Source organism: Uliginosibacterium flavum (genome assembly GCF_040566545.1).
GTDB lineage: Bacteria > Pseudomonadota > Gammaproteobacteria > Burkholderiales > Rhodocyclaceae > Uliginosibacterium > Uliginosibacterium flavum.
In genome coordinates this window covers 56,082-72,529 of record NZ_JBEWZI010000004.1, presented here as the reverse complement: position 1 = coordinate 72,529, position 16,448 = coordinate 56,082, and the positions used below count along the sequence as shown (strand labels likewise).

Sequence of the window (16,448 nt, the reverse complement as noted above, 5' to 3'; positions counted from 1 at the left end):
CGCGCCAGCGTTTCAGCGCAGCTTCAGCTTTGCTTGAGATGGGCTTTGCCGTCTTCAAGTTTTTCGACTTGCGCCAAGGTGATGAGCGGGACGCCAGCTTCTTCTACCAGTTCATGGCCACGCTTGAAGCACTTTTCGACCAGAAAAGCCGCGGCAACCAATTCACAGCCTGCTTCGCGGGCAATTTCGATCAGCGCCAGTGCGGTACGCCCGTTGGACAGGAAGTCGTCGACGATGGCGATGCGCTGACCTGTCTGGATATAACGCTGACTGACGACCATGCGCACTTCGCCGCCTTTTGTGGGAGAAGGGATCAGACGCGAGAGCATGGGTGTTTCGACTTCTGGATGATATTTCTTGGCATAGACCATGGGTATATCAAGTTCGAGCGCGACCATCAGCCCCGGGGCGATGCCGCTGGCTTCGGCAGTGAGGATCAGTTCAGGCTTGAACGGACGCAGGCGCGTCGCGATCTCACGGGCCATGCGTTGCATGAACGAGGGTTCAATGCGGTGGTTCAGAAAGTGATCAATCTTGAGGATTTCGTTGCCTTGCACGATGCCTTCTCGCTCTACGCGCTGAACGAGTTCGGGGAAAGGACGAGTGAGAATGTCGGTCATGATGGCAATGCGCAAGGTGTTTTGATTGAAGGTTCGGGACGCTGAATGTGCAAACCGGGCGCGTGGTGAGTGCGCCCGGTTTGTGGCTTGGTCTACTGAGACGCTGCCTTATTCCGGACGCATCTGCGGGAAGAGGATCACATCGCGGATTGCCGGGCTGTCGGTCAGCAGCATGATCAGGCGGTCGATGCCGATGCCGCAGCCGCCGGTGGGGGGCAGGCCGGATTCGAGGGTGCGGATGTAGTCGGCGTCGTAATACATGGCTTCATCATCGCCGGCATCCTTGGCCTTGGACTGGGCCTGGAAGCGTTCAGCCTGATCTTCCGGATCGTTCAGCTCGGAGAAGGCGTTGGCGATTTCGCGGCCGACGATGAAGAGTTCGAAGCGCTCGGTGATGCCGGGGTTGGCATCCGACGCACGGGCCAGCGGGCTGACTTCGACCGGGTAGTCGATGATGAAGGTCGGGTTCCACAGCAGGCTTTCGGCGGTTTCCTCGAAGAAGGCCAGTTGCAACGAACCCAGACCGACCGTGCCCTTCGGCATCGCTTTGCGGGCGGTGAGCTGCTCGCGCAGCCAGGCGGCATCACCGAGTTGGGCTTCGGTGAATTCCGGGCAGTACTTCATCACGGCCTGAACGACGGTGAGACGGTCGAAGGGCTTGGACAGGTCGAGGTCGCGGCCCTGGTACTGGAACTGCTCGGTGCCTAGCGCCTCGCGGGCACTGTGGCGCAGCAGACCTTCGACGAAGTCCATCAGCGTGCGGTAGTCGGCATACGCTTCGTAGAATTCGATCATCGTGAATTCGGGGTTGTGGCGCGGGCTGAGACCTTCGTTGCGGAAGTTGCGGTTGATCTCGTAGACCTTTTCCATGCCGCCGACCACGAGGCGCTTGAGGTACAACTCCGGCGCGATGCGCAGGAACATCTGCTGATCCAGCGCGTTGTGATGGGTGACGAAGGGCTTGGCCGAGGCGCCGCCGGGGATCGGGTGCATCATCGGCGTCTCGACTTCGAGGAAGCCGTGGCCGTCCATGTAGCGGCGGATCGCGGAGATCAACTTGCTGCGGGCGATGAAAGTGGCGCGCGATTCATCGTTGGTGATCAGGTCTAGGTGACGCTGGCGATAGCGCATTTCCAGATTCGACATGCCATGGAACTTGTCCGGCAGTGGACGCAGGCACTTGGAGAGCAGGCGCAGCGATTCGGATTTGACCGACAGCTCGCCGGTCTTGGTCTTGACCAGAATGCCGGTGGTGCCGACGATGTCGCCGATGTCCCAGGTCTTGAAGCTGGTGTACAGATCCTCGCCGACGTTGTCGCGGGTGACGTAGAGCTGGATGCGGCCCGACATGTCCTGAATCGTCACGAAAGAGGCTTTGCCCATCACGCGCTTGAGCATGATGCGGCCGGCGACGGACACCGTCAGCGGGGTGGCTTCGAGCTCTTCCGCGCTTTTTTCGCCACAGGCAGTGTGCAGATGGCCGGCCAGATTCTCGCGGCGAAAGTCGTTCGGATAGGCTGCGCCCGTCTTGCGCCATTCGGCCAGCTTGGCACGGCGCTCGGCGATGATGTGGTTCTCGTCCTGCGCGGGTGCGTCGGCGGGGATATTGTTCTGTTCGGACATGGTCGATTCTCGCAATGAGCGTGGCACAAGCAGGGCGCTTGCGCGAAAGATCGCTATTTTGACTGATCGGAGCGCAAATCGCGAGCCGCTCTTATCGCGAGTCGCGAGTCGCGAGTCGCGAGTCGCAAGTCGCAAGTCGCGAGTCGCAAGTCGCAAGTCGCGAGTCGCAAGTCGCAAGTCGCGAGTCGCAAGTCGCAGGTCGCAAGTCGCAAGTCGTGGGCGCTGGGCGTGGGATGTTCGCCGTTTCAGTGATGGCCTGTCTGTAGAGTCGCACCCAGCCTGCCTCTTCAGGTGGTATGTCTGCACAAGCAAGACCAGCGCGGCTTTGCGGGCTGCTCGAGCGTGCGGGTGAGTTTTAGCGACTTGCGACTCGCGACTCGCGTATGTACGCGACTCGTGCGAGTAAGCGACTAATCAAACAAGGCGTCGATGTCGGCCTGCAGATCGGTACTGGTCTCTGGCGCTGCGACTGGGCCTTCAATCAAGCCTTGGGCCACCAGGTCTTCGTAGCGCTGGATCTGGTTGCGGCCGTTTTCCTTGCAGAAATACAAAGCTTCGTCGGCGCGGCCGAGGATTTCGGCGGGAGTCAGCAGCGGATTGATCTGCACATAGCCCATCGAGCAGGTGACCTGACCGACTTGCGGGAACTCATGTTCTTCAATGGCGACACGGAAGCGATCAAGCACGATGTGCGCATTTTCGGCGGTGATGAAGCGCAGCAGCACGACAAATTCTTCGCCGCCGAAGCGGAACAGCTTGTCGCTGCCCCGAAAGCTTTTCTTCATCATGTCGGCGAAACGGATCAGTACTTCGTCGCCAAACAGGTGACCAAAGTTGTCGTTGATGCGTTTGAACTTGTCGATGTCGGCCACCGCCAGCCAGCAGTGACGATCATCGACGTCTGCGTGGTTGATGCTTTCATCCCTCCGCTGGACGGCTTGCTCCACCATGCCGATGAAGCGGTCGAAATTTTCGTCGAAAGTCTTGCGGTTCTGCAGCTTGGTCAGCGTGTCCAGTTCGGCGTAGTCGAGCAGGCCGATGTGCTCGGCGTAGATGGCGAGCAGTTCGTGCACGCAATCGCGCAAGTCATCGCTGGGGGGCGCGTCGCAATGCGCTTCCACCACTGCGACCGGGGTGCCGACCGGGCCGATGGCAAAGGCCAAGGTGCAGCGCCCGCTCTCTTCCGCGATGGCGTAGCCATTTGCGGCCATCGCGCATTCTTCCAGCAACGGTTCGGCCGTCAGATGGTTTTCTTCCGCATCCAGATGATCCAGATTTGTGGTCGCCGATTCTCCGCCTTCAACGACCCAGGAGAGCGGTGCGGTCATGTAGCCGTGCGAGGTGGCGCGGAAGCCGTGGAGCAGGGCAAAGCGTGCGTCGAGGATTTCCAGCGTGGCGATCACCACGGATTCGGCGATGGCCAGCCGATCACGCGAGGCTTCCAGTGACTGGAGCTTCTTGAGCAGACGCAGCAGGGCGACTTCAGTTCGCATGGATACGGGTCCGAAAACAGCGCATTAGGGCCATCTAACGGCGTGCGCGGCGGATTCTTGACCCATTTGTGAGCGGGCAGGACGGACGGCAGGAAATGAACCTACCTGTAGAGCCGCTCTGGTCAATCCTGTGCAGGCATGATGGCTGGAAACGCTTGCTGGGTGAGGATGTGCGGGCAGGCATTTTTAAGACGCCCGTCCGACGCCGCTTTCAATCGATTTTCTGCCTCAATACCCCTATGGGCGGTCGCCATATTTCGTCGAGTTGTATTGAGCTGAGCCGCTTGGTGATTGTTGGCTGTTTATTAAACCTCGTTTGGAAAATGGCTTTCCTTCTGTCCCGGTGAGCTTGCCATGAGTCTCTCCGGCCTTGAGGGGAGTTGTTTTGCGCTTCATCGTTGTTCAACAAACAAAGGGAGCACGACATGAACTCATTAAACCGGAATGGCCGCTGTAAAGTCGTGCTGCCTCTTGCTGTGGTATGTCTCCTGGTGCTGTCTGGCTGCGGCGGCGGAGGCGGCGGCGCCAGCGAAACGGAAAGCTCTGGTGGCAGCAGTTCATCCAGCAGTTCAAGCAGTTCAAGCAGTTCGAGCAGTTCAAGTAGCTCAAGCAGTTCGAGCAGTTCGAGTAGCTCAAGCAGTTCGAGCAGTTCGAGTAGCTCAAGTAGTTCAAGCAGTTCGTCTTCGGGGGGGGCTGGGCTGGCGTGTGCGCCTGCCATCGTACCTATTCCTGGCGTGCAAACGCTCCGGGCTGCAGGTTCTGCATGCGCAGCACAGGCGCTGGGCTATGCCGAATATGTGCCGACGACTTACGCCAGCACGGCAAGCTGGCCTGTGATCATCGCGTTTCATGGCAACGGTCAGACCGGGACGGGTTCTGCTGCGGATATTGGCAAAGTGGATGACGACGGATTGGCGAGACAGATCGCGCTGTCGAAGTGGGACCCGTCCTACCGCTTCATCGTGCTGTCGCCGCAGATGAATACGCAGACGCGCACAGCGCAGGCCGTGCATGATTTCATCCAGTTTGCCAAAGCCAACTACAAGATCGATACATCGCGCATCTATCTCACGGGTTTGTCAGGCGGGGGCGGCCCCTTGTACGCATATCTGGATGCTTACGCCGGAGGCGAGGCCGCTGCGGTGATTCCGGTGGCGGCGATATACAGCTTTGCCGGCCTGCAATGTGGCTGGAAAAATATACCCGTGTGGTTCTTCCACGGAGCGCTTGATCCCACTGTGGTTCCAAACCATTCCAAGCAGGCCTTTGATGGTTTAAAAGCCTGTACGCCAGCACCCGCTGTGGCGCCGCGTTTCACCATTTATACCAACGTTGCGCACAGTTCCTGGGCGCGGACTTACGACCTCAGCGGCATGACTTCTACGCTGGAGACCATGATCGGGACGGATGTCCTCAATCCCTACGACCAAAGCATCTACGACTGGTTGTTGCAGTACCACCGCTAGGGTTTCGGAGCCTGCCTCGTAGAGCCGCTCTGGCCGTGCCTGAGCGGGCATGGTGTCTGAAGATGCTTGCTGGGTATGGCTGTGCGGGCAGGCCTTGTGAAGAGGCCCGCCCGTTGCGGTTTTCAGTCGATCTGCCGGCGCAATACCCCGATGGGCGGTGCCCAGCTGTCGGCCGGTTTCTTCTTGCGCGTGATCAGGGTGAGCTGCGCCGGCTGGAACACGTTGGCGTTGTGCGTCACCGGCGTGGTGATCAGGTATTGCGCGCGGGTAGCGCGCAGGAAGGCGCCGACGCGGTCGATGTTGGCCACGTCCAGGTGGGCAAAAGGCTCGTCGATGAAGACGAAGCCGCCGGGGCGGGCATCGTCCATCAGCAGCGCGATCAGCAAAATCAGCGACTTCATCACCTGCTGGCCACCCGAGGCTTCGCCGTCATTGAGCGTCTGTGCGCCTTTCTGGTCGAAGTCGAAAGCCACTTCGAGGCCGGCGGCGGCGAGCGTCGCGTCGTCATTCTCCAGCGTCGGCACCGGACATTCCACGCCCACGCCGGACAGATCGCCCAGCGCGCGCAGGTTCTTGCCGTACTGGCGCACGGTGGCGCGCAGACGGGCGATGTAGGCCGCGCGGGCCTCATCCACCATGCTCTTGGTGCGCTCGGAATAAGCCATGCGCTGGCCGTAATCGCCTTCGCGCTGGGTCAGCTCCATGCCGATCTTTTCCTTCACGATCAGCACGGACTCGTCCTGCGGCCAGTCACCGTCATGCAGGCGGCGTTTCAAGCGGTTGAGCTCATTGCGCGCGCCGGCCAGGCCGCCGTAGTGTTCGGCCAACTCGGCCTGCGCCTCGGCGTCCAGCCAGTGTTTGGGCATGCCTTTGCGTTTGGCGCGCAGGCGCAGCAGGCGGGCGGTTTGCTCGAGGCGTTGCGGGCGCGATTCGCCGGCCACGCGCTTGAGGACCTCGCGTGCCTGCGCCAGATCACGCGAGCGACGGTCGGCCTCGATGGCGATGCCGGCCATACGTTCCTTGCCGCGATCCACTTCGGCACGCGCGGCGGCGAGTTCGCTTTCGGCGCGCTGCAGGGCTGCCTGCAAGGCCGGCTTGTCCTGTTCGCCAGCTTCGAATTCGGCGGCGCGGGCCAGCAGCAATTCGGCCGCCTGCATGCCTAGCAGTTTCTCGCGCGCGGTTTTCATCGCGGCTTCGTGTTCGTCCTGCTTCTTGCGCGCCCAGGCCAGTTGTTTATCGAGCTCGGCGATCTCCTGCTGCAAGCCTTCCAGACGCGCATTGCGCGCCAGTTCACCGAACCAGAAATCGTGCGGTACGCCCAGATGGCGCGCCCCACGGCGTTCGCGGTGATAGCCCTCGCGGGTGATCCAGTCCTGATCGCGCGGCAGTTTGCCGGCAGCCTGGGCATTGTCGACGCGGCGAATGCGGTTGAGCAGCTCGGCCAGCCATTTCGGCGGCTCGCCGGCAAAATTCACGACTTCCAGCAGGCTGCCGGGCAGCACCTCGGGGCAGGGCGCACGATCCGCGACGATGAAGTGGCGGAAGCGCTCGCGCTCGCCCAGCGCCCAGGCGGTGTGCCGGTCGCCATCATTTTCCAGCAGGATCAGCGAGCGATAGGGCCGCAGAATGGCTTCCAGCGCGCCTTGCCAGGCCGGGTCGGTAATTTCGGTGATCTCGGCGAGGAGGCGATGGTCGATGCCGGCCTCGTTGAGGGCGCTGCGGAAACGCTGCACCTCGTGATCCTGTGGCGCGCCGCTTTTGCTGCTGGCTTCGCGCTGGCGCGTGCTGGCTTCCTCGAAGCGGGCGGTCAGTTCCTTGACCTTGCTGCGCGCAGCTTGCCAGTCGTTGTAGGCCGTGGCGGCCGCATCCTCGGAGTCCAGCGCGGCCGCGCCATGTTCGCGCGTCACGCGCTCGCGCAGGGCGTCGCGCTCGGCGAGCTTCTTGTCGACGTCGCGCAGGCTGTCGCGGGCGGCGAGCCAGGTACCGTCCAGATCCTTGAGCTGCGCGCTGGCGCTGTTCAAGGCGTGCTCGGCCTGAGCCTTTTCACCGGCCAGCGCGGCCATACGCGTGTCTGAGCTGCTCAGTGTGTGCTCGGCCTGATACACGTCCAGACGTGCGCGGGCGAGCTTGCCACGCCAGCTGCCGATTTCGGTCTGCAGTTCGGCCACTTCCAGCCGTGAAATCGCTTCCGCCTCCAGATCGGTGGCTTCCTTGTTCAGCTCGCGCCACTCCAGAAAGCGCTCGGCTTCCATGCGCTTGCTCTCGGCCTGCGCCTTGAGGCGATCCAGATCCAGCGCCAGCGCTTCCAGCTCGCGCTGGGCGGTTTTCTGTTCCTCACGCGCGGCCTGATAGTTGTCCAGCACTTCCTTGTCGCCGAACACGTCAAACACCAGATCCAGCAAGGAGCGTGGCGAGTATTCGCAGAGCTTGTCGGTGTCGCCCTGTTCCAGTGACAGCACCTTGGCAATCGCCGGGGTCAGGCCGGCGTAGGCCAGACGCGACTGGTAATCGCGCAGACCGATGAACTGGGCGGACTCCTCCAGTTGCTCGACCGTGACGATGCCGTCCTCGATGCAGTACTCACGAATCCAGTCACCGCCGGCTCGTTTGATGCGGCAGGCCAGCGTTACGTCGTCCTTCATGCACGGAAAGAAGGGGCGCTTGCCGGTGTTGCCGGGCTTGTTCGACACGCTTGTGCGAATCCACGCGAAGCCCGCGTTGGAGCGGCGCACGTAGCGGCGAAAATCGCGCTTGCCCGAACACTTGAGCGCAAACAGCGTACGCATTGCGTCCAGCAGCGTGGTCTTGCCCGAGCCGTTCGGCCCGACGATGGTGATGATCTGGGCATCCAGCGGCAGCGTGAAGCGGCGCCAGAAATCCCAGTGAACGAGTTCGATATCGCGGATGTGGAACATCTTGTGTCCTGGCTGTTAAAGCCGTTCGCCCTGAGCGTAGCGGAGCGAAGTCGAAGGGCAGGTCTGCGGGCACGCAGTGCTTCGACTCCTGTCGTGATACTCCTTACGCTCAGCACGAACGGTTATTGGCATATGGGTGTTGGCTTAGCGCCGCGATTCCACTTCGTTGTCGAGATCGATCTCTTCATCGATCTCCTCAATGGTGAGGCTGGCGGGCAGGGCGCGGCCCGCAGCGGCCAGCACGTCGGCCAGGGTGCCGTTGATGATGCGGTCGGCCAGTACGCGGTAGTCCAGCAGCACATCGAGCAGGGGGCCTTCGAACAGGTAGCCGTTGCGGCGCTCGATGAAACCGAGACGGGCGAGCTTGCCCAGCGCGAAGTTGCGGATCTTGGTGCGCCCGCCCAGTTGCGTGCCGAAATCGGCCAGCAGTGAGGCTTCGGACACCGCGCCGGAGACGCTCTCGCCGTGTTCGATGGGTTTTTCCTGGCCGAACATGTCGTTCTGGCCGTCATCCTCCACGCTGCGGCGGCCGAGCTGGCGTTCACGCTTGGGCAGGATGATCAGGGTCCAGATGACGATCAGCAGGGCGATTTCGTCGCGCGTCAGGCCCATGGTGCTGGCCGAATAATCGCGGCCACCGAAGACAGCGTCTGTGACTTCGTCCTGCAGGCCGACGGCAACGTGTTCGGCGAAAGGATTGTCGAGCAGTTGCAGGCCGACGGCGGCAAGGCGCGTTTCCAGCTCAAGGCGGAAAGCCTCGTCGACCAGTACGCGGCGCACCTGCAAATCGGTGCGCGGCAGCCAGCGGTGGGCCAGCAGGCGGGCGGTGAGGTTGGTGATGTCCTGATTCATGCTTGGGGCTCCACATTCGGGGTGTCGCGGCGAACAACGTTGCCGGCGGAGATGTGCGAGATTTCGTCTTCCATGACTTCGACCAGCCAGTCTTCCAGCATCAGGTCATAAGGCATCTGGGTCAGGTCGGAGACCGGGCCTTCGGCCTGGGCTTCTTCGTTGCCGAGCAGGGATAGTAGCGACAGGCGATAACTGGCCGGGCCGAAACCGCCGCCGAGGATCAGCTTGCTGGCCGGGCTGGATTCGGCGATGGCAGCCACGCGTTCACTCAGGCGAATCAGCAGGCCGAGATCTTCGGTTGGCGCAACTTCATCATGGGGTGCATCTGCAGACGGCGGCAGCGTGGTATCGGCCTCCATCTGGCGCACTTCTTCGGATAGCGAGGATTCGGCGCGGTCCAGCAACTCATGCCCGCCCGCCACGAACTGCACTTGCGTGCCGGCGCACAGGGCGGAATCGGCCAGCGCGGCAATGCGCCGGATGTCCAGACTGCGCAGCCAGGCCGCAGCGTCCGAAGACGAAACGCCAGAGGAACCCAGGGTGACGCGCTGCGATTCGATCTTGTTGAGGGCGCGCTGAAAGGCCGCGTCGACCCGCGCCAGACGGCTCTGCGCGAGGCCGATGGAGTGTGCGATGCGACTGGTTTCCGGGGTGATTTCCTCGGTGGACAGCAGGCCACGTAGCACATTCGTGCCTTTTTCCAGCCAGCGCATATTGCCGGTCAGGCGCGAGCGTGCATCCAGAATGCGGAATTCGGAGCCGGAGGCGATGGCTTCCTCAAACGAAGCCGTCAGCGCATTGAGCTTGGCCAGCAGATGCTGCAGCAACTCGGGTGTGAGCGTGCCGGTGGCCTGCATACCAGCCAGCTGAGTCGTGAGAAAACCCAGCTCGGCATCTTCGTTCTCGCCAAAGCGCAGCAGCACGGCCATCGCCGCGACGGCGTTGCGGCCCGCATCGGAGAATTGGTAAGCACCATCCTCACCGTAGATCAGCAGGCTGTTGTGGCGCAGGCGCCCGAGCACGGTTTCGAGCTTGATCGGATCGATGTAGGCGAAGTGGCGGCGCAGCTCTTCGGGCAGCCAGCGCGGATGATCCGCGCGACCGCCGATTTCGCGCAGCACGTGCAGGCGGATGAAGACCTCTTCCTCGCCGCCACGGAACAGCGTGATGAAGGTGTTGATCAGCTCGCGCGAGCGCACCAGCGACCACAGCGCCGGCACGTCGTCGGGCTCGATGCCGGGGGTCAGGAATTCAGCGAGGTCGAAATCGGGAAACTCAGTCATGAACCGTCAGAGTGATTACAGTTGTTGCTGGGGCTGCCAGGCAGATCATTCCAGCTGTCGTGGCGTTCGCGGCGCTCCATGCGGTAATTGGTAATTTCCAGCCTGATGCCATCGGGATCGGTGAAAAAAGTTGCAACGTAATCGGGTGCATAGTCCGGATAGGTTTCGGGGCTTGAAGCCTTGATGCCACAGGCCTCAAGTTGCCGCGCCAAGCGTTCAACTTCGGCAGCCGTTTCTACCCTGAAACAGAAATGATGCAGACCCGGCGCATAGGCATCGTGAACATGCTGTGTGCGAGCAGGCCGCAGTACATATCCGAAATGCCGGTTGTAGTACTGCACATGTGGTTCGTTATTGATCTGGAAGCGATTTTTGCGAAAGCCGAGCACGGCAAAGGCTTTGTCGTAGAACGCTTCGGACCTGGCCAAGTCCGAAACTGCAATGTAGAGGTGATCGATGCCGATCACCTCGCATTGCACTTGCTCAGGCAAGCTGCCTTGGCTCATTCCGCGCGTGAGCCTTAAACGCCTTGTTTCAGGCTGGCCTGGATGAAGTCATCCAGATCGCCATCGAGCACGCCCTGGGTGTTGCCGACTTCATAATTGGTGCGCAGATCCTTGATGCGGGACTGATCCAGCACGTAGGAACGGATCTGGTGGCCCCAGCCGATGTCGCTCTTGGCGTCTTCCAGTTTCTGCTGCTCGGCCTGGCGCGTACGCAATTCCAGCTCGAACAAACGGGCGCGCAGCATCTTCCAGGCTTCGTCACGGTTGCGGTGTTGCGAGCGGTCGCTCTGGCACTGCACCACAATGTTGGTCGGGATGTGCGTCAGGCGCACGGCCGAATCGGTCTTGTTGATGTGCTGGCCGCCCGCGCCGGAGGCGCGATAGGTGTCGGTGCGCACGTCGGACGGATTGATGTCGATCTCGATCGAGTCGTCAACTTCCGGGAACACCACGACCGACACGAAGCTCGTGTGGCGACGCGCGCTGGAGTCAAACGGGCTCTTGCGCACCAGGCGATGCACGCCGGTTTCGGTGCGCAGATGGCCGTAAGCGTATTCGCCGGTGACCTTGATCATGCAGCTCTTGATGCCGGCGACTTCGCCTTCGGACTCTTCCATCAGCTCGACGGTGAAACCCTTGCGTTCGCAATAGCGCAGATACATGCGCTCCAGCATGCTGGCCCAGTCCTGCGCTTCGGTGCCGCCCGCGCCCGACTGGATTTCGATGAAGGCCGGCTGCGGGTCCATTGGGTTGTTGAACATGCGACGGAACTCAAGCAGGGCGACGCGCTTTTCAACTTCGACCACATCGGTTTCCACCGCCACGAAGGTTTCTTCGTCATCCTCGGAGCTGGCCAGCTCGAACAGCTCGGCGCAATCCACCAGACCCTGGCTGATGCCATCCAGGGTGAATACCACGCCTTCGAGTTCTTTCTTCTCGCGGCCCATTTCCTGGGCGCGCTTCGGATCATTCCAGACCGCTGGATCTTCCAGTTGCTTACTGACCTCGATCAGCTTTTCTGCTTTGTTGTCGTAGTCAAAGATACCTCCGGAGATCCTGATCGCGGATCTTCAGGTCGGACATCTTGTTCGAGACTGCGTTGAGGCGTTCTGCTTCCATTGTTGGCTTTCCGTGACACTTTCCATGAACAGGGCGCGGATTATACCCCTAGCGCTTGGGTTGCTTGGTTCCGTCCGGCTATCCTTGTGCATTGCGGCAAATCCGTGGCTGCGCATGTAGTTGAACTCAATGGAATTGACTTGAAACACATGACTTTTGCCTCGCTGGGTTTGCGCGCCAAACTGGTGCTGATCTTCGTCGTCATCAAACTCATCCCGCTGGTGTTGCTGGCCTGGCTGGCTTGGTCGGCCGCGCATCAGCTGGCCGTGGCGCTGGGTTCGCGCGCCACCGGCATGGCCGACACCATGGTTGGCGCGATCCGTGAGGTGGGTGACAAGGTCACTACCGACGCGATCAAGGCGCTGGATGATCGTTCGCGTGAGGGCATGGAGCGGCTGACCACGGATATTGCCCGCTCGCTCGCCGCGTTCCTGTATGAGCGGGATAACGATATCCGCAGCGTGGCACAGCTGGAGCCGGGTGAGGCCGCCTATCGCCAGTATCTGCAAGGCCAGCGGCGTGAGCATTTTGCTCACGCCCCTTGGCAACTGTCGGCAGACGGCAGCAAATGGGAGCCCGTGACGCCGCTGACGCCGGATTCTGCCTTGCTGGCTGACCCGGCTCAGACCTTGCCTGACAACGCCCGTTCTTTCAGTACCCGGGCGCCGGATTATCTGGGGCAGCGCGAATTGCGTCCCCTGTTTCTGGAGATCAGCTTTGTCGACCTGAACGGGCGGGAGCGCGTCAAGGTAGAGGCCGGCACGCTGCTGTCGCCGCAACTGCGCGATGTCAGCCGCAGCGCCAATACCTTCGTCAAGGCGGAAAATTACTGGCCCGAGCTCAAGCGCCTGAAGCCCGGCGAGATTTACGTGTCTGAAGTGGTCGGCGCGTATGTGCCCAGCCATGTGGTCGGCCCCTACACGCCAGCCAGTGCCAAGAAAGCCGGGATTGATTTCGAGCCACAAAATTCCGCCTATGCCGGCACCGAAAACCCCGTCGGACGGCGCTTTCAGGGCATCGTGCGGTGGGCGACACCGGTCGTGCGCAGCGGCAAGATCACCGGCTACGTGACCCTGGCGCTGGATCACGACCACATCCGTCAATTCACCGACCGGGTCAGCCCGACCGATGCACGCTATACCCCCATCATCGACGCGATTGCTGGCAACTACGCCTTCATCTGGGATCACAAGAGTCGCTCGATTGCCCATCCGCGGGACTACATGATCGTTGGCTACGATCCCGCCACTGGCGAGCAGGTGCCGCCCTGGCTGGATCAGGGCTTGTACGCCGCCTGGCAGGCTTCGGGCCAATCCTGGGCCGAGTATTCGCGCGATTTGCCGACCTTCAAGGATCAATCGCTCAAGCTCAAGCCCGCGCCGCAGCAGATCAAGGCCGGCACGCTGGGGCTGGATTGTCGTTACCTGAATTTCTCGCCGCAATGCGCGGGCTGGAATCAGCTGACCGAGAAAGGCGGCTCCGGCTCCTTCGAGATCAATTTCAGTGGCCTGCACAAACTCACCACCGCCGCTGCGATCCCGTATTACACAGGTCAGTATGGCAAGAGCCCGCAAGGCTTCGGCTTTGTCACCATTGGCGCCAATATGGATGATTTTCACCGTGCGGCGACCATTTCTGCCAAGCAGATCAGCGAAACAATTGCCGAGAAAGACCGCCTCTTCCAGGTCGAACGTGCAGGCATGCTCGACACCGTTGGACAGAGCATGCGCAGCATGGCGCTCAAGCTGACCTGGTCTACCCTCGCAATGATTTGCGTGGTGATCGGCGTGGCCTTCTGGATGGCGGGCTTCATCACCACCCAGATCAAGAATCTGGTCCGCGGCATCCGGCGTTTCGAAACCGGTGATCTGAGTCAGCGTTTTCCCGTGCGCTCGCGCGATGAACTGGGCGAGTTGTCCGATGCGCTTAATCGCATGGCTGACAGCGTCGAAGAATCTTTCCGTCATTCCGAGGATGCGCGCGAGCGGGCTGAGGACGCCAACCGCAGCAAAAGTGATTTCATGGCCAATGTTTCACACGAATTGCGCACCCCGCTTAACGGTATCCTCGGGTTTGCCGAACTGCTCGAACTGGATCTGCAGGACCCTATGCAGCGCGAGCATGCCCAGACCATCAAGAGCTCCGGCCGCCATCTGCTGGGCGTGGTGAATGATCTGCTGGACGTGGCCAAGGCCGAATCCGGCAAGATGGTGCTGCACCTCGAGCCGGTCGATCTGGCGCCCTTCGTGGTTGATGTGATCCAGGTGCATCGCGCGCATGCTGCGACCAAGCGACTCGAGTTCCATCTTGATCTGGGACAGGACGGCCCGCTGCCGGTGATCCAGGCTGATCCGGTACGTCTGCGTCAGATGATCAACAATCTGGTCAACAACGCCATCAAATACACCGACGCCGGCAGCGTGCGCATTGCCGTGGAGAGTGTCGGCACCGAGGTGTATTTTGAAGTCTCGGATACCGGCTGTGGCATTCCATCTGAACACATGCAGGCGGTGTTCGAGAAATTCGGCTGGGTCGGTGGCAAGGCCCAGCGCGACAAGGGCGGCACAGGACTGGGCCTGTCATTGGTGCGCAATCTGGCGCAATTGATGGGCGGGCGCATCCTGCTCGAATCCGAAGTCGGCAAGGGCTCAATCTTCACCCTCGTGATTCCGGTGAACCAGCCCACTCCAGGCGCCTCCAACGCCGAGGATTATGAGGACGACGAGGTGTAGGTTTTCAAGGGGCTGTCTGTAGAGCCGCATCCCGCTTGGCCGTGCAGCCTGCCTGCCACAAGAGGGCCGCCGGTGGCGGGTCTTCAAGGCTCCTCGCGCACCCGCAGATACGTCGGAAAACGCGGCAAGCCGCTGGCCGTCAGCGCGCGGAAGCGATAGGTGATCGTGCTTCCCACCGCTGGCGGATTTTCACGAAGCTGATCCGTGAACCCGCTGCCCACCCGGAAGCGGCGCCCGTCGGGCGTCTCCACGCTGAGTGCGCCAAGACGCCCGCCATTCCTGCCTTTGCCGGGCACGTGCCCCACAACCCGCGCCTCGGCGTCTTCCCAAGGCTTCAGCTTGAGTAGCGCATCGTTGCGCCCGGCGATATAAGGCGCGTCAGCCCGGTGCAGCATCAGGCCTTCGCCGCCGGCTTTCACTACCGCCGCCATCTTCTTCTGCAAAGCTGCACGGTCGGCCACACGGAACTGCTCCACCGCCTGCAGCCAAGGCTGATTTGCGGTCGCCACGATCTGGCGGATCTGCTGCACGCGCGCGCTGAAATCGCCGGCCGCGCCGGGCAGCTCGAAAATCATGTAACGCACTTCGCGCCATTCCGCATCCACCGGCTCCTCCTTGCGCACGATGCCGGAGAGGCGTTCGAAATTGCCACGCCCGGCCCACAGCTCGCCATCCAGTGGCGTGGGTGGCAGCGCGGCGATGAACCAGGCGGGCGCATGCACGATATTGCCGCTGCGAAAGCGCAGCGTCTGACCATCCCACACTCCGCGCACACCGTCGAATTTCTCGCTGATCCAGTAGGCTGCCGGGTCGATCTGCGGCCGATATACCTCCGCCAACAGGATTGCCGGCGCCTCGGCGCGGGCCGTGGCGGGGACAAGATTCAGGATCAGGACAAGTACGGCGCAAAGGCCGCAGAGCAGGGCGCGCATGGCATATTTCCATCAAGGATCTGTGCGCAGGCTAACCCGCGCGGCCCCCGGTCGTCTGCTGCCCTGAAGGCCTATGGCCTGATCCGGGGCTACACTGAGGCCTCTTCACTCCTTGGCCCGTGCCGCCCATGCCCCGCCGCTCTCCAACCTTGCCGTTGATTCTCTTGCTTGCCGTGCTCGCCGCACTGCTGTGGTCCGGCATCGCCCCCTTTGACCGCGTCACCTGGGTCATGGAAGTCTTGCCCGCAGCCATCGTGTTGGTGGTGCTGGGCGCAACTTACAAACGCTTCCCGCTCACTGACCTGCTTTACGTCCTGATCGCCTTGCATGCCCTCGTGCTGATTCTGGGCGGCGCCTACACCTACGCCCGCGTGCCCTTGGGTTTCTGGTTGCAGGATCTGTTCGAGCTGGCGCGCAATCCCTACGACCGGCTTGGTCACCTCATGCAGGGTTTCGTACCGGCGCTCGCCGCGCGTGAAGTGCTGCTGCGTGGTGGCTACATCAAAGGCCGGCGCATGGCCGCCTTCCTGTGTATCTGTGTCGCCATGGCCGTCAGCGCTGTTTATGAGCTGATTGAGTGGTGGGCGGCGCTGGCCTTGGGGCAGGGGGCTGATGAGTTTCTGGGCACTCAGGGCGATCAGTGGGATACGCAGTGGGACATGTTCCTGGCGCTTATCGGTGCAAGCAGCGCGATGCTGTTTCTGGCGCGCTGGCACGATCGGCAGATGGCTGGGCTGCCGCGCATAAATTGACGATTCAGGCTTGCCACGGATGCGTTGAAGTGAGGGCGGTGAATGCTTCCGGAGATGAAATTTTCAGCGCAATTTTGCCTCTGAACCAGTCAAGTTCCGGGCAAAACATGCCGTAAATAGTTCTGTACCGGCAAACTGGTTTTGTGAGCTTTTTT

The 16,448-nt window shown here is 61.5% G+C and carries 13 protein-coding genes; 3 read left to right on the top strand and 10 right to left on the bottom strand.

Annotation, left to right across the window (positions count from 1 at the left end):
* Positions 1-23: 23 nt before the first annotated feature.
* From xpt to ABXR19_RS05245, 4 genes are all read right to left on the bottom strand, one after another.
* Positions 24-620, bottom strand: a complete 597-nt coding sequence (gene xpt / locus ABXR19_RS05260) for a xanthine phosphoribosyltransferase (RefSeq protein ID WP_354600051.1) — start codon at positions 618-620, stop codon at positions 24-26.
* Between the two features lie 108 nt (positions 621-728).
* Positions 729-2,243 (bottom strand): lysine--tRNA ligase, encoded by a 1,515-nt coding sequence (gene lysS / locus ABXR19_RS05255; RefSeq protein ID WP_354600050.1) that lies wholly within the window; start codon positions 2,241-2,243, stop codon positions 729-731.
* Between the two features lie 410 nt (positions 2,244-2,653).
* Positions 2,654-3,736, bottom strand: a complete 1,083-nt coding sequence (locus ABXR19_RS05250; protein WP_354600049.1) for a GGDEF domain-containing protein — start codon at positions 3,734-3,736, stop codon at positions 2,654-2,656.
* A gap of 211 nt (positions 3,737-3,947) precedes the next feature.
* Positions 3,948-4,454 (bottom strand): hypothetical protein, encoded by a 507-nt coding sequence (locus ABXR19_RS05245; protein ID WP_354600048.1) that lies wholly within the window; start codon positions 4,452-4,454, stop codon positions 3,948-3,950.
* 16 nt (positions 4,455-4,470) lie between these two features.
* Here ABXR19_RS05245 and ABXR19_RS05240 point away from each other — a divergent pair, with 16 nt between their 5' ends.
* Positions 4,471-5,202: a carboxylesterase family protein gene (locus ABXR19_RS05240; RefSeq protein ID WP_354600047.1), complete on the top strand. Its 732-nt coding sequence runs from the start codon at positions 4,471-4,473 to the stop codon at positions 5,200-5,202.
* Positions 5,203-5,324: 122 nt separating this feature from the next.
* Here the strand turns inward: ABXR19_RS05240 and ABXR19_RS05235 are convergent, their stop codons facing one another.
* The 5 genes from ABXR19_RS05235 to prfB form a co-directional block, all read right to left on the bottom strand.
* Positions 5,325-8,117, bottom strand: coding sequence for an ATP-binding protein (locus ABXR19_RS05235; protein ID WP_354600046.1), 2,793 nt, complete (start codon positions 8,115-8,117; stop codon positions 5,325-5,327).
* Between the two features lie 144 nt (positions 8,118-8,261).
* Positions 8,262-8,969: a hypothetical protein gene (locus tag ABXR19_RS05230; RefSeq protein WP_354600045.1), complete on the bottom strand. Its 708-nt coding sequence runs from the start codon at positions 8,967-8,969 to the stop codon at positions 8,262-8,264.
* The gene (locus ABXR19_RS05225; RefSeq protein ID WP_354600044.1) at positions 8,966-10,252 is read right to left on the bottom strand and encodes a hypothetical protein; all 1,287 of its coding nucleotides are present in this window, start codon (positions 10,250-10,252) and stop codon (positions 8,966-8,968) included. The genes ABXR19_RS05230 and ABXR19_RS05225 overlap by 4 nt, the downstream gene beginning before the upstream one ends.
* Positions 10,249-10,719: a VOC family protein gene (locus tag ABXR19_RS05220; RefSeq protein ID WP_354600043.1), complete on the bottom strand. Its 471-nt coding sequence runs from the start codon at positions 10,717-10,719 to the stop codon at positions 10,249-10,251. The genes ABXR19_RS05225 and ABXR19_RS05220 overlap by 4 nt, the downstream gene beginning before the upstream one ends.
* A gap of 53 nt (positions 10,720-10,772) precedes the next feature.
* Positions 10,773-11,877 (bottom strand): peptide chain release factor 2 gene (prfB, locus tag ABXR19_RS05215; RefSeq protein WP_354600042.1). Its coding sequence is split into 2 segments (ribosomal slippage): positions 10,773-11,795 and positions 11,797-11,877, totalling 1,104 coding nucleotides; the frame shifts between segments, so codons are not numbered across the junction.
* A gap of 149 nt (positions 11,878-12,026) precedes the next feature.
* Between prfB and ABXR19_RS05210 the strand changes: the two genes are divergently transcribed.
* Complete coding sequence (locus ABXR19_RS05210) at positions 12,027-14,609, top strand: sensor histidine kinase (RefSeq protein WP_354600186.1); 2,583 nt, start codon at positions 12,027-12,029, stop codon at positions 14,607-14,609.
* 83 nt (positions 14,610-14,692) lie between these two features.
* Here the strand turns inward: ABXR19_RS05210 and ABXR19_RS05205 are convergent, their stop codons facing one another.
* A complete protein-coding gene (locus ABXR19_RS05205) occupies positions 14,693-15,541 on the bottom strand; it encodes a DNA ligase (protein WP_354600041.1) in 849 nt (282 codons plus the stop codon).
* A 128-nt stretch (positions 15,542-15,669) separates the two neighbouring features.
* Here ABXR19_RS05205 and ABXR19_RS05200 point away from each other — a divergent pair, with 128 nt between their 5' ends.
* The gene (locus ABXR19_RS05200; protein WP_354600040.1) at positions 15,670-16,293 is read left to right on the top strand and encodes a DUF2238 domain-containing protein; all 624 of its coding nucleotides are present in this window, start codon (positions 15,670-15,672) and stop codon (positions 16,291-16,293) included.
* The last annotated feature ends 155 nt before the right edge of the window (positions 16,294-16,448 follow it).

What these genes read in the sequence shown, in the direction of transcription:
- ABXR19_RS05250 (WP_354600049.1), bottom strand. Translation starts at nt 3,736, where the DNA reads ATGCGAACTGAAGTCGCCCTGCTGCGTCTGCTCAAGAAGCTCCAGTCA.
- ABXR19_RS05205 (WP_354600041.1), bottom strand. Translation starts at nt 15,541, where the DNA reads ATGCGCGCCCTGCTCTGCGGCCTTTGCGCCGTACTTGTCCTGATCCTG.
- ABXR19_RS05245 (WP_354600048.1), bottom strand. Translation starts at nt 4,454, where the DNA reads ATGGCAGGCGCACACGCCAGCCCAGCCCCCCCCGAAGACGAACTGCTT.
- ABXR19_RS05225 (WP_354600044.1), bottom strand. Translation starts at nt 10,252, where the DNA reads ATGACTGAGTTTCCCGATTTCGACCTCGCTGAATTCCTGACCCCCGGC.
- ABXR19_RS05210 (WP_354600186.1), top strand. Translation starts at nt 12,027, where the DNA reads ATGACTTTTGCCTCGCTGGGTTTGCGCGCCAAACTGGTGCTGATCTTC.
- ABXR19_RS05230 (WP_354600045.1), bottom strand. Translation starts at nt 8,969, where the DNA reads ATGAATCAGGACATCACCAACCTCACCGCCCGCCTGCTGGCCCACCGC.
- lysS (WP_354600050.1), bottom strand. Translation starts at nt 2,243, where the DNA reads ATGTCCGAACAGAACAATATCCCCGCCGACGCACCCGCGCAGGACGAG.
- ABXR19_RS05235 (WP_354600046.1), bottom strand. Translation starts at nt 8,117, where the DNA reads ATGTTCCACATCCGCGATATCGAACTCGTTCACTGGGATTTCTGGCGC.
- xpt (WP_354600051.1), bottom strand. Translation starts at nt 620, where the DNA reads ATGACCGACATTCTCACTCGTCCTTTCCCCGAACTCGTTCAGCGCGTA.
- ABXR19_RS05200 (WP_354600040.1), top strand. Translation starts at nt 15,670, where the DNA reads ATGCCCCGCCGCTCTCCAACCTTGCCGTTGATTCTCTTGCTTGCCGTG.